Consider the following 16135-nt stretch of genomic DNA (forward strand, 5'->3'; position numbering starts at 1 on the left):
CCTACATGTCCGCCTATCGCAATTTTACGTAGAAAATCGTATAATAGAAAGAAATTTACATCGAAGGAGACATGTCTGATGCAACATCCCATATTACAGGATTTTCCTCATGAATTTTATACAGAACGCCTGTTGATTCGGTTGCCATTGCCTGGTGATGGCCGGGCGCTTTATCAGGCAATTCAAGCGAGCAGATTGGATTTGAAAAAATGGCTGCCATTCGCGCAAGGTGAACAGACATTCGAAGAGACAGAAATAAACGTCAGAAAAGCCCATAGCGAGTTTTTAAAAAGAACAGATTTACGTTTACATATTTTCCATCGTGAAACCGGGCAATTTATCGGATCCACTGGCCTGCATCGCATCGACTGGCAAGTGCCGAAGTTTGAAATTGGCTATTGGATTGATAGTAGGGAGAGCGGGAAAGGATATATGACAGAAGCAGTTAAGGGAGTAACAAATTTTGCCTTTCAGAAATTAAAAGCAAATCGCGTGGAAATTCGTTGTGATGCAAAGAACCACAAAAGCAGAGTCATCCCTGAAAGATTAGGATTCACTTTAGAGGGTATTCATTATCATGATTCCATTGCAATAGACAGCAATGAATTAAGAGATACATGTATTTATGCTATAGTAAAAGCAGTGATATGATAAAGCAGGTGGAGAAAATGGAGCAGCCAGCAATCTTAATTGTTGAAGATGAACATAAATTAAGCAGGGTTTTACAATTAGAGTTAAAATATGAAAATTACACAACGGAAATTGCGGATAATGGAAAAGATGCACTACGATTAATGGAAGAAAAAGATTGGGATCTGGTGCTGTTAGATATTATGATTCCTGAATTAAGCGGGATGGAAGTGCTGCGCCGGATCAGAAGAACAGATGAAAGTACACCAATTATCTTGTTAACGGCACGTGATGAGATTCATGATAAAGTAAGCGGACTTGATTTAGGTGCAAATGACTATATAACAAAACCGTTTCAAATTGAAGAACTGCTCGCACGTATTAGGGTTCATTTACGAAAACCGTCCATACAGCAGGCAAATGGGGAACGACTGAGTGTCGGGGATTTACAGGTTGACTTGAGTGGACATGAAGTAAAACGTGCGGAGCAAAGCATTGAGCTCACCCCTCGTGAGTTTGATCTGCTCGTATGTTTGTTGAAAAATAAAAACATTGTTCTTACGAGAGAGCAACTAATTGAACAGGTGTGGGGTTTTGATTATTTTGGAGATACGAATGTCGTCGATGTTTATATTCGTTATTTAAGACAGAAGATTGATAAAGGACATGACCGCGCCTATATCCAAACCGTTAGAGGAGTAGGTTATACAGTAAAGGATCAGGTTCAATGAAACTTCGAACAAAAATACAACTGTTCTCCAGTTTATTTATGCTTATTTTAATTTTACTTGTTACTATATCGATTTACTTTTGGTTCAGCAAAATATCATCCGATCGGGATCTTGAACAATTATCAGAGCAGACGGATATGATTGTAAGAACGTTGAACGCAAATCCAGATATCGTCGCGAGAGAACTTTTAGATGCCTTTTTGCCAGTGCATGGGATGATCCGTGTGATACATGAGGATGGTAAGGTTTCTGTCACACAATATAAACAAAAAGAATACACCGACCTGCCAATAACATTTACCGTAAACGAATCACAGCAGATCATTACAGATGGTGATGGTATAAAGGTTGCTGTCATTGCAAGGCCGATGATTTGGAAAGATGGTGAGATTGTCACGCTGCAAGTGTCTAACCATTTGTTAGGATTGCAGGAAGACATGAGAACATTATTTTATGTATTGGTTGCAGTCTCTGTGATTATGCTATTACCAACGATTATTGCAGGAGGCCTATTAAGTCGATTTTTACTCAGTCCCATCCAGAAATTGATCCAAACAATGAAAGAAAATATCAGAAATAAAGATTGGAAAAAAATTGATGTGCAAAACCGTTCCCGTGATGAACTATATGAAATGGAAAGCACATTTAATGAAATGATTGACTATTTAAAAGCAAACTTTGAAAAACAGGAGATTTTTGTTTCTAATGCATCCCATGAATTAAAAACACCCATTTCAATTATCAAAAGTTATGCACAGTTGCTTGATCGCCGGGCAAGGGAAAACCCAGAAGTATTGAATGAATCTGTTCAAGCAATTGAATCAGAAGCAGATCGTATGCAAAAGCTAGTTGAGCAGATGCTATTGCTAGCAAAGAATAAAAATGAATCATTGATGGAGAAAGTCGATCTTGCAGCACTTTGTGAGGAAACGATTGCGACTTTTGCTGGTGCTTATAAACGGGACATTCAATTTCATCAAATGGTGAATGGAATACATGTGAAAGGCAACCAGGATCAACTGCAGCAAATTATTTATATACTGATTGATAATGCATTGAAATATAGCCAAGATGCAGTAAAATTAATGGTCTTTGAACATGATCAACAGGCAATTATAAAAGTGACGGATTATGGAAAAGGAATCCCTGAGGATGACTTGGCTCATATATTTGATCGCTTTTATAGAATTGATAAGGCAAGAACGAGGGAGACAGGTGGAACTGGACTGGGTCTCTCGATTGCAAAATCGATTGCGGAACTCCATCAGGGAGATTTATCCGTCACAAGCAAATTGGAAGAAGGAACAACGTTTACCCTGAAGTTGCCACTAGCAATGGGAAACTAATCTCTTTCTCAGCAATTTCTAATCTTACTCACAGGGTACTTTCATTCATGAACGATAGAATAAATGTATCAGTAAGCGAGGAGGAGTCAAAATGAAGAAAAAAATAGTCATGGCAGTTGGTACAATCGCGGCGGCAGCTATTCTAGGGGTGGGGATATATCATTCCAATGCATCACAAGTGGACTCCGGCTTATCAGAAGAAGAGATCGAGGAAATGGTAACCGGTCAATATCCTGGAGAAATTAAAAACATTAATTTGGAAAAGCAAGCAAACAAATCAGTATATAAAGTAGACATTGAAAACGATGTAAGAAAATATGCCTTAACGTTGAAAAGTGATACGGGAGAAGTAATTGAACTGAAGGAAACATCAGATCCAGAACAAGTAAAAATGGCTGAAAAAAAAGAGAAAGAAAAAGAGCAACAAGCAAATAAAAAGAAACAAGACAATCAAAAGCAATCAGAGCCAGATAAGAAAAAGGAAAAAAAACAGTCCGAAAAGCAAGACAGTAATGGCAAATCGAAATCAGCAGAAAAAAAGAATGCCGTCATTAGCGTGGATAAAGCAATCGAAATTGCATTGGAGCAATTCTCAGGGGAAGTCGATGAAGTGGAACTAGAGGAAGAAGATGGGCGTCTTATTTATGAGGTTGAAATAGAAAAAGGCGAGGACGAGGCTGAAGTGGAAATTGACGCATATACTGGTGAAGTGTTAGTCGTATCGATTGAGAGAGATGATTGATAGGATGAAATGATAAGGGTCTACATTCGTTTATGAATGTGGACCTTTTTTCTTTTCCATAAATATGCAGAAGGGCTTAATGATTCGACTGAATAGTGTTAATATCAAATTAGGATCTGTTATATCAAAAATAGTTAACAAAGGGGGATGCGCCATGTCTGTTTCTTTTATAGAAGTCGTATTATTAGTAGGGATCATATATTTACTGCTTACAGTTTCTAAAATGCAAGATCGTATGAATGGAATGAAAAACAGTTTAGAACAAATGCGTAAACAGATGGATCTGCCGGAAGATCCAATAAACGATGATTTGCGTCAACTCATCAAAGAAGGTAAAGATATCAAAGCAGTTAAGAAAGCGAGAGAAGCACTGGGTCTTTCGCTTTTAGAAGGAAAACAATATGTGGATGCGTTAAAGGATGAAAATAGCTAATCACCGGTCGCGCAACCGAGGTTCCAACTCGCTCGCGCGTCCGGGCGCTCCACTCGCGCATCCATGCGCTCCACTCGCGCATCCATGCGCTCCTCCCCTTATTCTGCCTTCACCACAAAATTCTCTCCAACATCCGCTTTCACCGTTGGATGCTGTTCAAAATAGGCCGCGATTAATTCCACTGTATCCTGCTGGATGTCTTTCATAATCGGTTTGCCTTTAAACATATCGTAATTCCCACCACCTGATGCCCGATAATTATTCATTACAACATGATAGGTGCCATCATTCTCCAATGGCTTTCCGTGATGGGACACATACTCAATTCGAGAACCAGGTGGATTGGCTATATTGATCGTATAATCAATTCCTTCCCATATGTCGTAATTGTAATGCTGTGGTTTTGGCGTGAGGTAAGTTGGATTAACAATGATTTTCCCGTCCTCATCGAGTGTGAAATATTTGGCGCTTTTTTCCAGTGCTGCTTTAATATCTGCCCCAGTCAATTCCAACACGACAAGCGTGTTGGGATACATGTAATTGGAAACAACTTCTCTCATGGTAACGGTGTTGCTAAAACCAGTTGTATTGTTGTTTAATAGCGCTGTTACCGAAATGTCTGCGCCACTGGCGTCCATTTGCACCTGCTGGATAAACTGGATAAATGGGTGCTTGGTAATTCTCGCCCGCAGTGGATCGTCAATGGACATGTCACCGTCAATATAACCGATTGGCTGATCCAACCATTTTTGTGTGGAGGCCTCTAGTTCCTCCATGTAGTGGATAATGCCTGTATCTGATGCGACATTTTCCAACGTGTGCAGTGCTGCTTGTTTATTGATGATCGTCCAGCCATCTTTTTGATTTTCCAGATCGATCTGAATTTCGCCATACATTTGACCGTTATTACTAGGCTGAATAACGAGTACATCATTGATCATGCCGGTTAATTTCCGGTGTTGGTGTCCAGTTAGCAGAATATCGATACCAGGTATTTCCTCGCACATTTGATAGCCCTGATTTTCTCCTGTTAACGACTCCGTTGGTTCACCTGTTTCTAGATCACATTCAAAGCCGCCATGATAGGAAGCAATCAATATATCGGGCTGTTCGGTTTCACGGATATATGGCACCCATTCCTGTAACGTCGTAAATGCGTCCGCAAATTGAATCCCTTGTATGTGGTTTGGCGATTCCCAATTTGGAATATAGTGTGTAGTCACACCAACAATCGCAACCCTAACACCATTAGATAATTCCTTTATTATGTATGGTGGACCAAACTCAGGTTTCCCGGTTGCTTCGTCTAAAATATTTGCCGAGATCCATGGGTAATTGGAGGATGCAATGGCGTCAGCTAAAACCTGTGAACCAAAGTTAAATTCATGATTGCCAATCACACCTGCATCGATGCCAATTTGGTTCATAATCCCTACCATAGGATTTATTTGATCCGTATATTCCTTCACATAATGCGTCATCAAAGGTGTCCCTTGAATGAGATCACCATTATCCAGTACAAGTAAATGATCTTTTTGCTGACGTGCCTGCGCTACAACCGTCGCATATTTAGCAAGCCCGATATCTGCTGCTTCGTTTGTACCATATAAAATAGGCATGGCGTTTCCATGTATATCGCTCGTATATAAAAGTGTTAGTTTTGTTTTGTTTGTTTGCAATCCGTACATCCTTTCTTAGAAAACCTGGCACACACCAAGCTTTTAGGTGAATGCCATGGTTTTAGATCATACAATTTTTCTGCGAATTCTAGAAGAAACATTATCGATGATTGTTACGACGATAATAATGGCCAATAAAATCAATCCCATTTCATTCCAATTCCTGTTGATCGATGCAAAGATAATCATTGTACCAATTCCGCCGGCACCAACAATACCGAGCACGGATGATGCCCGGATATCGATTTCGAAGCGGTAAATGGCATACGATAGGAATTCTGGAATGACCTGTGGGATCACACCATAAAAGAGCACTTGTATTTTATTGGCTCCATTTGCTTCCATCGCTTCTACCACTTGCATATCAATAGACTCGACGACCTCAGAATACAGCTTACCAAGCATGCCTGTTGAATGAATGGCAATCGCAAGTACCCCAGCAAATGCGTTTGGTCCAACTGCAACGACAAATAGGATCGCCAAAATCAGTTCCGGAAATGAACGGTTGGCAGATAAGATCCACTTCATTACTTGAGCTATCCCTCGATTGGTCATGTTTTTAGCAGCTAAAAATCCTAATGGAATAGCGAGAATGGATGCCATCAAGGTTCCAGCAAAAGCAATAAATATCGTCTCCAATATTTTCATGGCAACTTCTCCTGTTACAGACCAATCTGGACTGAACAGCTTAGGAATGACGATGCCGAAGTTTTGCACAACTCGTTCTACTGCACGTCCCCAGTTAATATCTATCCCTAGAAAAGTCCAAACATAGATCGCAATTACAATAAGTGTAATTAAAATAAACTTTGCTCGTTTCCATAACGATACATCTTTTTTGGGAGGTAAATTATAGGAAGTCATCAGATAAGCGCCTCCCTTATTTTATTACTAATAAATTCGACAACAATAACAACAAGGAAGATCATAATAATGATCGCCATTGCGTTTGGATAATTATAGAATTGCAATTCACGATCCAAAATCAAACCGATACCACCCGCACCTACCAGACCAAGTACGACGGATGCCCTGATATTGATTTCAAATACATAAAGCACGAACGATGTAAACTGTGGCAAAATCTGCGGAACCAATCCAAAAAAGATAACTTGTAACGTATTACCGCCGGATGCTCGCATTGCCTCTAATGGATCCATATCAACAGCTTCGATCGTTTCACTAATAAGTTTGGCTAGAATTCCCAATGAAAATATGATTAATGCGAGAATACCTGAGAAGATTCCGACACCAAACAGACCAACAAAAAGCACAGCAAGTACTAAGTCGGGAATGGTCCGCAAAATATTTAAAAATGTTCTCGTAATATGATAAACCCATTTGGATGACGTTATGTTTTGGGATGATAGCAACGCCAAGGGGATTGTCAGTATTGTAGCAATGGTTGTAGCAACAATTGCCATGTGAATCGTTTGTGACATTGGTCCCCAAATATTAGGTAGTACCTTCATGTTTGGCGGAAAGAACTTCTCAATGACGACTTTCATGTTACCAAGCGCATTGCCAAACCCGCCTACCATTTGATTCTGCGTCCAGAACATACTGAAAAGATAAAACCCTAAAACAGCACACAAAATGATTGTGACCTGTATTTTTGTTTTCCTAGGGTAGAGGGAAGTGATGTTCTCAGCACGTGTCATATCTGGTTGCTTGGTCACGATTGGTCTCCCTCCTTCAGCTTGTCATCCTCGCGTATGCTTCGACCGTATATTTCTTCAAATGTCTCCTCTGTAACTTCGGATGCAGGTCCATCAAATACAATTTCACCTGCACGCATCCCGATAATACGATCCGCATATTCCATTGCCATATCGATAAAGTGCAAATTGACAATCGTTGTTATATGGTCCTCTTGGTTAATCTTCCTTAGGTAAGTCATCACCTGGTGCGAGGTAGGTGGATCAAGCGATGCTACTGGTTCATCTGCAAGAATATAAGCAGGCTTTTGTGTTAACACGCGTGCGATACTAACACGTTGCTGTTGCCCTCCACTTAGTTCATCGGCCCGGTTGTAGGTCTTCTCTGCAATATTGACACGCTGTAGGCTTTCATAAGCAAGTCCAAGATCCTCTTTGGAATACAAATTTAAAATGGAGCGTAGTGTCCCTGTATGCCCAAGTCTGCCGGCAAGTACATTTTTCAACACATTGGATCGATGAACAAGATTGTAATTTTGAAAGATCATACCGATTTTAGTTCGTAATTTACGTAAATGGGAACCATTGTACGTTAGAATATCTTCTCCATCTACAAGGAGTGAGCCGGAAGTTGGTTTAACGAGTCTGTTGATGCTGCGAATAAATGTTGATTTTCCTGCACCAGACAAACCGACAATGACGACAAATTCACCGTCACCTATCGTAACGTTTACATTTTTTAAACCTTCTGTTCCATTTGGATATTTTAGACCGACATTTTTAAATTCAATCATATGTAATCCCCCATTACTTGCTTTTTGTCTTGCATTCAAACGCTCTTTTATCGTAGTTTGGCGGACGGTAAAATCCTCACTGAATGAAGTTTCACTTTATCCGTATAAAAGAGGAGATAAACTATCCCCTCTTTTGGTATAAGATTTAATCTAGAAGAATGATTGGCCTATTCTTCATCAATAATGTCACGGAATTGATGGTAAGTATCTTTTACAATTTCATATTCACTATCATCCGCTTCTTCTATTGCATCCCAAGTATAGACTTCATGCATGATGTCTATCATTTCCTGATCATCATTAAAGGAGAGGAACGCTTCTTTAATCTTTTTAACCATGTCGTCATCTAACTCTTTCGTGACGGAAATCGTGTCATTTGGTATCGCATCCGTATAGTCAATGACTTTTAAATCATCTTTAATATCCGGATATTCTTCTTCCAAATTTTCACGCACGTCATCAAATGTTGTCGCTACATCCGCATCACCATTCAGAACGGAAAGTGCAGCCGTATCATGGCCACCAGATTCAATCAGATTACTGAAAAAGTCAGTCTCTAAATCGGAAGCAGAATCGTAATCAAATTCATCCATCAATTGTTTTGCCGGGAACAGGTAACCAGAAGTCGATCCCTTATCAGCAAACGTCCATACTTTACCTTTCAGATCTTCCAGGCTGTCAATACCGGAATCTTCACGTACGACATATTGCGCTTTATAAGAGCCTTCCCCATTACGAACAGATTTTAAAATAACTTCTACATCATATTGCTCATTTGCAAGCACATAACCAAATGCTGGAATAAAGCCAATTTGCACCTGATTCGATCCCATTGCTTCAACTAAAGAGTTGAAATTGGTCATTACTTTTCCTTCAACTTCTATCCCAAGTTCTTCTGACAATCGATCTGCCAATGGTTCAACGGAAGAAGCAATATTTTCCGAATCCTGCGATGGGACAAAGCCCATTACTAATTTGTCATCTGCAGAACTGTTACCGCATGCAGTCAACATGAATGTTAACCCGAGAAAAGCGATCAAAGAAACGATTTTTTTCATTTTGGTTCCCCCTATGAATTTTGAATGATTTCCTACTCTCTATTAAATAGCATTTATCGCCAAATTACTAGGCTATTTTACCAAAAAGTGCAAATAATTATTTGGTTAATAAAAAGGTCCAAAAGTATATGCTTTATATTGAAACAATTGTCGAAATGAATCGTATATCTAAATAATAAAGAAGAGAATGTTTTTCTGCTAAAAGTATCGGGTATAGTACCCAATGGACAATAATTAGGAAGGATGATATAAAATGCGTGTTTTAGTAATTGGTGCGAATGGCGCAATTGGAAAACAGGTCGTTCAAAAATTAAAAGACACAGAACATGAACCGGTTGCGATGGTTCGTGATTCAGATCAAGTCGCTTATTTCGAAGACTTCGGTGCAAAAACTGTTGTCGCTGATTTAGAACAAAACTTCGAAAAGGCATTTGACGAAATCGATGCTGTCATCTTCGCTGCAGGATCCGGTGGTCATACTGGCGCAGATAAAACAATTATTATTGATCAGGAAGGTGCCATTGAATCCACTGATTTAGCGAAAAAATTCGGCGTACAGCGTTTTATGATCGTCAGCTCGATGGGGGCAGGAAACCCCAAAGAAGCAAAACAAATCAAACATTATCAGTATGCGAAACATCGTGCCGATGAGCATTTGAAACAGTCAGGATTAAATTATACGATTCTTCGTCCAGGTGGATTAACGAATGAAACTGGTACAGGAAAAGTAAATTTACAGGAACATATTTCTGAAAGAGGTACAATTCCAAGGGAAGATGTTGCAGCTACACTTGTTCATTTGCTAAACAATTCACGGGCAGAAAATCAGGTGTTTGATCTATTGGAAGGTGAAACACCGATAGAAAATGTACTTGATTAGTATTTCATTAAATTAAGTTAAATAAATTCCGTTATACTTATTTTCTTCGACATAAGTATAACGGAATATTTTTTCGAGTAGAGGAGACAGATTCAGTTGTATTCCGCCATCATTTTGTAATATTAATGTAACAATGTAGAATTATTGTGTTTAAGCGATGTAAAAACGGGTAAATAAGAATATAACGAATCAGCATCAAGGAGGAACACCGATGGATAATAAAGAAGTAGTTATTTATGTGAGCGATAATAGTTTGCCGTGTAAAAAGTTAGTAACTCACTTAGATAAATGGAATGTCTCCTATAAAGAAAAAAATGTAACAAACAATAGGGCATATATGAAGGATTTACAGGAGCAAGGCATATTTGGCACGCCAGCGACCTTTATTGAGGGCCAGGAACATGCCATATTGGGATTTCAAGAGAAAAACATTAATCATGCATTAGGCATAGGTGATGATTTTATTAACTAACCGTTCTAAGATGGATAAAGCGCGCTACTCGAGCATACACACATTGGATTACACTTGAATAGTTTATAGTATAATGTACCAAGAAAGGTGTGTGTATACATGCAGTATCGACCTTATTACAATGATGGATCAATGTACCGGCCTGATGTATATCAGCAACACCCGTACACACAACATCCCAATTACCCCTATACCAAGCAGAATGGCCCACCACCGCCACAATTAAAACAAACCCCTTATGAACAATTTGCCAAGCCGCAGCAGCCATTGTACTGGGACCCAATCCAAACGACAAACCAAGGGCCAAATTCAAATCCGCAACAAGGTTCGAATCCGGGTAGTGGTTTTAAAGGTTATTTTCAAGATCAGGATGGGCAGGTTGATTTTGATAAAATGTTGTCTACAGTAGGTCAATTAGCTAGCACGTACCATCAGGTTTCTCCAATTGTAAAGCAATTCGGTGCAATGATTAAAAGCTTCAAATGATCGTAAGTTGAAGGCTGATGTTCGTAAATCAGCCCTATTTTTCACTGGAAAGTTAAATTTATCTGATATAATTTTGTCGAACAAGGAACAATAGTAAAGAAGCAGCTGTGTTATGAAGGAGAATTATTATGATTGGATGTTTAATTATCCATGGGTATACTGGTGGTCCATATGAGGTAGATCCCTTGGCGACGTTTTTAAAAGAAGAAACGAGCTGGCATATAGAGGTACCAACGTTACCTGGCCATGGAAGAAGACTCAATTTAGAAGATGCATCACATGAAGAATGGATTACGGCAGCAGAAAACACGTTAATCCAAATGAAGGAAAAATACAATGAAATATACCTCATCGGCTTTTCTATGGGTGGTATGATAGCAGCTTACTTGGCTGCTGTATATAAAGTCGATAAACTCGTTTTATTAGCAACAGCCGGGAAATTTTTATCATTTAAACAAATCGGGATCGAGCTGGGCGATATGATTGCAGACGGCGTAAGAGGAAATTTAAATGAAAACAAAATATATATTCATTATAAGCACAAGCTGAAAACTGTACCATTTAAAGCGAACATTGAATTCCTCAAATTGGTTCGCTTCACCCGAAAGCATTTAAAAGATGTAGAGTCACCTGTACTGATTGCACAGGGACAACAGGACGGGATGGTACCTTATAAAACAGCCTATTATTTAGATAAAGAAATTACTTCTGCAAGCAAAGAAGTGGTTTTTTTTGAACGATCGAAACATCTTATCTGTCTTGGAACCGACAAAGATACATTGAATACGATGGTTTATGAATTCCTTACCAAAAAGAAAGTAGCTCATTAAAAAAGTGTCTGCCTAATTTTTAAAGCAGACACTTTTTTATTTAGGGTGTTTCCGTATACTTTAGTTGCCATTGATATAAACTGCGACGTAATTGGGTTCCTTGTCTTACCGCTTCAGAAATACACTTCGCTTTCCGCGGGCTCGCGCTGAGCCTCCTCGCAAAGAACGCTACGGGGTCTCATCGTCTTCGCTGTTCCCGCAGGAGTCTTCGTGTATTTCCTACGCTATTATGTGAATGTTATAAAAGGAGATTCTTTAGCTTCGTTCTTAGCGGCACTTGTCGTTGGGTTGCATTGGTAACGCGGTGAAGATAAACAGCCGTACCCTATTTATAATCGTTGATTGGAGCGGATGGTAGTCGACTCCTGCGGGAAAAGCAACAGCTGAAGATCCCGCAGGAAGCGGGGGTTGCTTCCGAGGAAGCTGAAGCGTTGCCCGCGGAAAGCGACTGCCAGTAGCGGAAATCAACATTCCAATTATTATGTCAAAGTTTATACCTGCTTTTAAAATTCATCGGTTAGAAAAACAACAAATTTTCTCGCTGTGGACAGGCTTTACCTATCCTTAAAAAACGAAATAACAAGCGCGCCTTCTCCGCCATATGTGGAAATTAATGGGCCTGTTTCGGTTAATAACGCATCTTTAAAGGCATATTTCTTACGTATTTCAGAAAGCACATGTTTAGCGCGTTCTTCTGCATTACAGTGCGTTATTGAAATAACTTTATCCTCAAAATGCTTTGTATATTCCCCGATTTGCTCGATGAACCGTCGGATTGATTTTTTGTCGCCACGAACCTTCTCGGTAACTTCAATTTCCCCTTCGTCATTCCCCTTCATCAGCAATTTAATATTTAATGTTTTAGCAATCGTACCTTTTACTTTGTCCAAACGTCCACCTAAGATTAAATTTTCAAGTGTTTTTAATATAAACAGTGTTGTCATATGTTCCACACGCTCGTGAAGGTGATCGACAAGCGAATGAAATGTATAGTCTGCATCTAATTTATCAGTTGCTTCTTGTATTAGGAGTGCAATCCCGCACGAAGCCGTTTTTGTATTGATAACTTCTATTGTACGATCAGGCGATTCTTCAAGAAGCATATTTTTTCCGGTAACAGCATTTTCGTACGTGCTGCTCAGCCCTTTACTCAAACTTAACATGAGAATCGGCTTATTTGCATCTACACGTTTAAACGCATTATAAAAGTCATTTGGGCTGGGCGCAGCGGATCGAGGCAGTTCTTTTTTATCTTTAATTTTCTGATAAAATGTTGTCATGTCCACGGATAAGTCACTTTTTTGTTGTTCATCACTAAAATGTAAATACAATGGGACAATGGTAATATGCGATCGTTCCCTTAAGTGATCTGGGATATCTGCGCCACCATCTGTCATCAGTTGAATGTCCAAGCCTTCACCCACCTTTCTATGATTTAAATACATTATATCAGCAATGCGAATGGGATTATAGGATTATTGTTATCCTTTAGGCTGTTCCTTTTTGGAAATGGTCACTTTTACTTTCCGCGTTGTGCTTAAAATGAATAAAAACAGTCCGAACACCACGATGGTTCCACCCAGTAATTGGTACCATGTAACTGTCTCGCCAAGAATCAAGTAGGCAAGTATGGTTGCACCAACAGGCTCAAACACATTTCCCATCGAAATTTTTGAAGTACTGAGCCATCTTAAAGCCCAATTAAATAATGTGTGTCCAAAAAATGTCGGAAAAATGGCTAACGCAAGAAAGATCCACCAATGACTGGCAGAATATCCAAAAAAGGGATTTTGCAATCCAATATTGTAGAGAATCAATGTCAGGGTGCTTATGCTATATACAATAAAGGTGTATGTCATTAAGGATAAATTCTTTCTGACACGTTGTCCAAATAAAAAATATGCCGTCACAGCAACTGCTCCTAACAATGCAAGTATATCGCCGAACAGAGCCATGCCGCTGATTTGAAAGTCTCCCCAGCTGATAATTATACTGCCGAATAGTGCAATAATCATGCTAATTAGGGCACCATAAGAAAAACGTTCTTTGAAAAATAAATAGGTCCCCAGAAAGGCAAAAATAGGCTGCAATGTGACAAGCACAACAGAACTAGCTACGGACGTATAATTTAACGATTCAAACCAGAGAATAAAGTGGAAAGCTAAGAATATCCCAGCAAGGATAGAGAAGATCCAATCTTTTTTATGGATAAATCGAAATTCATGACGATACTTCATTAAAACAACGGGTAACATGATCAATACAGCGAATAGTAGCCGGTAATTAGCGATAATCGCAGCTGGAGCGCTATCAGCCAATTTAACCAGGACCGCTGAACTGGAAACAGATATGACCCCAATTACAACCGCTATATTAGGGTTAAACGGAGGAATACGCACGGAAAAACCTCCTTCTTTATTAGTTGATCAATTTAAGATAACATAATTTTATCATGGCAGTGATAAAAAATCATTTAAGCCGGCGTTCAAAAAGGATAACATCAAAAATTCGACATGTTATTTTTACCAGATTTTGAACAACCTTTTTAAGCCAGCTGGTAGCTATCGTCATGCTATTTATGTTATGATGTTACAAGCATAAGTTTTGAGGCCACTTACCACATTGGGTGAATCCTTTTTTTGCACTGATAAGGAAGGAAACTTTTTTTAGATATCAGTATAAGGTCAACGAAGGCTTTTGCCATTAAGCTTGGCGATAAGCTCAGTTTTCTAATACTTTACAATGAAAATGAATATAATGAGACGGTTCTTACATTCCCCGTAAATAAGGGTGTTTATCCCTATCCAAGGGCGGATAAACGATTTAAAAATAAAGTATGAGAAAAATGCAGGCCTCTTTTGCGAATATTTTTTTACGATAAAAGGAGTAGACGTACAGGTGACAAAATTTAATGAATTAGGCATCTCTAATTCCATCATGAAGGCAATTGAAAAGATGGGGTTTGAAGAAGCGACACCAATCCAAGCAGAAACGATTCCACTTGCAATGCAAGGGAACGATGTTATTGGACAAGCACAGACAGGAACAGGGAAAACAGCAGCGTTCGGTATCCCGATGATTGAGAAAATCGATCCGAAGCTACGAAGAATTCAAGGGTTAGTAGTTGCGCCAACGCGTGAACTGGCGATCCAGGTTGCAGAAGAAATCAACCGTTTGGCGAAATTTACAGGGGTGCGTGCGCTATCCGTTTATGGCGGACAACAGATGACCCGACAAATTCGTGCATTAAAGGACGGTCCGCAAATTGTTGTGGCAACACCAGGAAGATTACTGGATCATATGCGCCGCAAAACAGTAAAGATCGATATGGTGCAAATAGCGGTTCTTGATGAAGCAGATGAAATGTTAAACATGGGCTTTATCGATGATATCCGTGACATTCTAAAAGGTATTCCGGAAGAGCGTCAGACATTGCTTTTCTCCGCGACAATGCCTAAGGAAATTCGCGATATTGCTTCAAAACTGATGAAAAGTCCGAAAGAAGTTAAGGTAAAAGCGAAAGAAATGACAGTGGAAAACATTGAACAATTCTTCGTTGAAATTCCGGAGAAGTTTAAATTTGATACGTTAACGAATCATTTAGACATTAATGCACCGGAACTTTCGATTATCTTCAGCAGAACAAAAAAACGTGTTGATGAGATTACAGAAGGCTTACAGGCAAGAGGATTTCGTGCGGAAGGCATCCATGGTGATTTGACGCAAGGGAAACGTATGTCTGTATTAAACAAATTCAAAGGTGGCCGTGTCGATGTATTAGTTGCAACAGACGTAGCTGCACGTGGACTTGATATTTCTGGTGTAACGCATGTATATAACTTTGATATTCCACAGGATCCGGAAAGTTATGTACACAGAATCGGCCGTACAGGTAGAGCAGGTCGTACTGGAGAAGCGATTTCCTTTATCACACCTAGAGAATTGGCACATTTGAAAACAATTGAAAGAACAACAAAAAGTAAAATGAAACGTTTAATGCCACCAACAAATCAAGATGCACAACGTGGCCAGCAACAAGTTGCAGTTGATAAGCTTTTAAAAACAGTTGAAACAGAAGATATAAAAGCGTACCATCAATCTGCAAATGAATTACTGCAAGAAAATGATCCAATTACTGTGATTGCAGCTGCATTAAAAATGCTGACAAAAGAACGCCGAGATACGCCGGTACAAATTTCATCTGTAGCACCAATTAGTGTAAAAGGTGGCCGAGGAAAAGACAACCGCAGATCAAACAACAAAAGATCTTACGGGCAAAGAAGCCAAGGCGGTCGTCATCAAGGCGGAAGAAATCGTAAAGGTAATTTCCAAAAACGCAGCAGAAGCCAAGACTAATTTAGTATATAAACAGAAAAAAGCTCCTAACAGGGGGCTT

17 protein-coding genes are annotated in these 16135 nt (G+C 39.4%); 10 read left to right on the top strand and 7 right to left on the bottom strand.

Going from position 1 to position 16135, the window contains the following annotated elements; genetic code table 11:
* The first annotated feature begins 78 nt into the window (after positions 1-78).
* From JOC34_RS10920 to JOC34_RS10940, 5 genes are all read left to right on the top strand, one after another.
* Entirely contained in the window at positions 79-651 is a 573-nt protein-coding gene (locus JOC34_RS10920) for a GNAT family N-acetyltransferase (RefSeq protein WP_205136778.1), read from the top strand.
* 17 nt (positions 652-668) lie between these two features.
* Positions 669-1361, top strand: coding sequence for a response regulator transcription factor (locus tag JOC34_RS10925; RefSeq protein WP_205136779.1), 693 nt, complete (start codon positions 669-671; stop codon positions 1359-1361).
* On the top strand, positions 1358-2707 hold the full coding sequence (locus tag JOC34_RS10930) for a sensor histidine kinase (RefSeq protein ID WP_205136780.1): 1350 nt from the start codon (positions 1358-1360) through the stop codon (positions 2705-2707). Before JOC34_RS10925 ends, JOC34_RS10930 begins: the two co-directional genes overlap by 4 nt.
* Positions 2708-2798: 91 nt before the next feature.
* Complete coding sequence (locus tag JOC34_RS10935; protein WP_205136781.1) at positions 2799-3449, top strand: PepSY domain-containing protein; 651 nt, start codon at positions 2799-2801, stop codon at positions 3447-3449.
* 154 nt (positions 3450-3603) lie between these two features.
* Positions 3604-3882 carry a hypothetical protein gene (locus JOC34_RS10940; protein ID WP_205136782.1) on the top strand — a complete coding sequence of 93 codons (279 nt, stop codon included), beginning with the start codon at positions 3604-3606 and terminating at the stop codon, positions 3880-3882.
* A gap of 98 nt (positions 3883-3980) precedes the next feature.
* Here the strand turns inward: JOC34_RS10940 and JOC34_RS10945 are convergent, their stop codons facing one another.
* From JOC34_RS10945 to phnD, 5 genes are all read right to left on the bottom strand, one after another.
* Positions 3981-5561: a bifunctional metallophosphatase/5'-nucleotidase gene (locus JOC34_RS10945; protein ID WP_275577693.1), complete on the bottom strand. Its 1581-nt coding sequence runs from the start codon at positions 5559-5561 to the stop codon at positions 3981-3983.
* A 66-nt stretch (positions 5562-5627) separates the two neighbouring features.
* Positions 5628-6425, bottom strand: coding sequence for a phosphonate ABC transporter, permease protein PhnE (phnE, locus tag JOC34_RS10950; RefSeq protein WP_205136784.1), 798 nt, complete (start codon positions 6423-6425; stop codon positions 5628-5630).
* Positions 6425-7222, bottom strand: a complete 798-nt coding sequence (phnE, locus tag JOC34_RS10955) for a phosphonate ABC transporter, permease protein PhnE (RefSeq protein ID WP_205136851.1) — start codon at positions 7220-7222, stop codon at positions 6425-6427. The genes phnE (JOC34_RS10950) and phnE (JOC34_RS10955) overlap by 1 nt, the downstream gene beginning before the upstream one ends.
* A 14-nt stretch (positions 7223-7236) precedes the next feature.
* Complete coding sequence (phnC, locus tag JOC34_RS10960; protein ID WP_205136785.1) at positions 7237-8013, bottom strand: phosphonate ABC transporter ATP-binding protein; 777 nt, start codon at positions 8011-8013, stop codon at positions 7237-7239.
* A gap of 167 nt (positions 8014-8180) precedes the next feature.
* Entirely contained in the window at positions 8181-9071 is an 891-nt protein-coding gene (phnD, locus tag JOC34_RS10965) for a phosphate/phosphite/phosphonate ABC transporter substrate-binding protein (RefSeq protein WP_205136786.1), read from the bottom strand.
* A 253-nt stretch (positions 9072-9324) separates the two neighbouring features.
* Between phnD and JOC34_RS10970 the strand changes: the two genes are divergently transcribed.
* The 4 genes from JOC34_RS10970 to JOC34_RS10985 all read left to right on the top strand — a co-directional run bounded on the left by JOC34_RS10970 (position 9325) and on the right by JOC34_RS10985 (position 11739).
* Positions 9325-9951 carry an SDR family oxidoreductase gene (locus JOC34_RS10970; protein WP_205136787.1) on the top strand — a complete coding sequence of 209 codons (627 nt, stop codon included), beginning with the start codon at positions 9325-9327 and terminating at the stop codon, positions 9949-9951.
* A gap of 211 nt (positions 9952-10162) precedes the next feature.
* Positions 10163-10423, top strand: coding sequence for a glutaredoxin family protein (locus tag JOC34_RS10975; RefSeq protein WP_205136788.1), 261 nt, complete (start codon positions 10163-10165; stop codon positions 10421-10423).
* 99 nt (positions 10424-10522) lie between these two features.
* The gene (locus JOC34_RS10980) at positions 10523-10909 is read left to right on the top strand and encodes a YppG family protein (protein ID WP_205136789.1); all 387 of its coding nucleotides are present in this window, start codon (positions 10523-10525) and stop codon (positions 10907-10909) included.
* 128 nt (positions 10910-11037) lie between these two features.
* Positions 11038-11739 carry an alpha/beta hydrolase gene (locus JOC34_RS10985; protein ID WP_205136790.1) on the top strand — a complete coding sequence of 234 codons (702 nt, stop codon included), beginning with the start codon at positions 11038-11040 and terminating at the stop codon, positions 11737-11739.
* A 554-nt stretch (positions 11740-12293) separates the two neighbouring features.
* Here the strand turns inward: JOC34_RS10985 and JOC34_RS10990 are convergent.
* Positions 12294-13151, bottom strand: coding sequence for a DegV family protein (locus tag JOC34_RS10990; RefSeq protein WP_205136791.1), 858 nt, complete (start codon positions 13149-13151; stop codon positions 12294-12296).
* Positions 13152-13220: 69 nt separating this feature from the next.
* On the bottom strand, positions 13221-14138 hold the full coding sequence (locus JOC34_RS10995; protein WP_205136792.1) for an EamA family transporter: 918 nt from the start codon (positions 14136-14138) through the stop codon (positions 13221-13223).
* Between the two features lie 499 nt (positions 14139-14637).
* On the opposite strand from JOC34_RS10995, the gene cshA reads away from it, so the two are divergent.
* Entirely contained in the window at positions 14638-16095 is a 1458-nt protein-coding gene (gene cshA / locus JOC34_RS11000; protein ID WP_338062663.1) for a degradosome RNA helicase CshA, read from the top strand.
* The last annotated feature ends 40 nt before the right edge of the window (positions 16096-16135 follow it).

Origin of the sequence: Virgibacillus halotolerans (assembly GCF_016908515.1) — a bacterium.
In the GTDB taxonomy this organism is placed as follows: domain Bacteria; phylum Bacillota; class Bacilli; order Bacillales; family Amphibacillaceae; genus Virgibacillus_M; species Virgibacillus_M halotolerans.

Bases quoted from the DNA above. Each gene is read 5' to 3' on its own strand.
- JOC34_RS10970 (WP_205136787.1), top strand. From the start codon at position 9,325: ATGCGTGTTTTAGTAATTGGTGCGAATGGCGCAATTGGAAAACAGGTC.
- JOC34_RS10935 (WP_205136781.1), top strand. From the start codon at position 2,799: ATGAAGAAAAAAATAGTCATGGCAGTTGGTACAATCGCGGCGGCAGCT.
- phnD (WP_205136786.1), bottom strand. From the start codon at position 9,071: ATGAAAAAAATCGTTTCTTTGATCGCTTTTCTCGGGTTAACATTCATG.
- JOC34_RS10920 (WP_205136778.1), top strand. From the start codon at position 79: ATGCAACATCCCATATTACAGGATTTTCCTCATGAATTTTATACAGAA.
- phnE (WP_205136784.1), bottom strand. From the start codon at position 6,425: ATGACTTCCTATAATTTACCTCCCAAAAAAGATGTATCGTTATGGAAA.
- phnE (WP_205136851.1), bottom strand. From the start codon at position 7,222: ATGACACGTGCTGAGAACATCACTTCCCTCTACCCTAGGAAAACAAAA.
- phnC (WP_205136785.1), bottom strand. From the start codon at position 8,013: ATGATTGAATTTAAAAATGTCGGTCTAAAATATCCAAATGGAACAGAA.
- JOC34_RS10930 (WP_205136780.1), top strand. From the start codon at position 1,358: ATGAAACTTCGAACAAAAATACAACTGTTCTCCAGTTTATTTATGCTT.
- JOC34_RS10985 (WP_205136790.1), top strand. From the start codon at position 11,038: ATGATTGGATGTTTAATTATCCATGGGTATACTGGTGGTCCATATGAG.
- JOC34_RS10940 (WP_205136782.1), top strand. From the start codon at position 3,604: ATGTCTGTTTCTTTTATAGAAGTCGTATTATTAGTAGGGATCATATAT.
- JOC34_RS10925 (WP_205136779.1), top strand. From the start codon at position 669: ATGGAGCAGCCAGCAATCTTAATTGTTGAAGATGAACATAAATTAAGC.
- JOC34_RS10975 (WP_205136788.1), top strand. From the start codon at position 10,163: ATGGATAATAAAGAAGTAGTTATTTATGTGAGCGATAATAGTTTGCCG.
- JOC34_RS10980 (WP_205136789.1), top strand. From the start codon at position 10,523: ATGCAGTATCGACCTTATTACAATGATGGATCAATGTACCGGCCTGAT.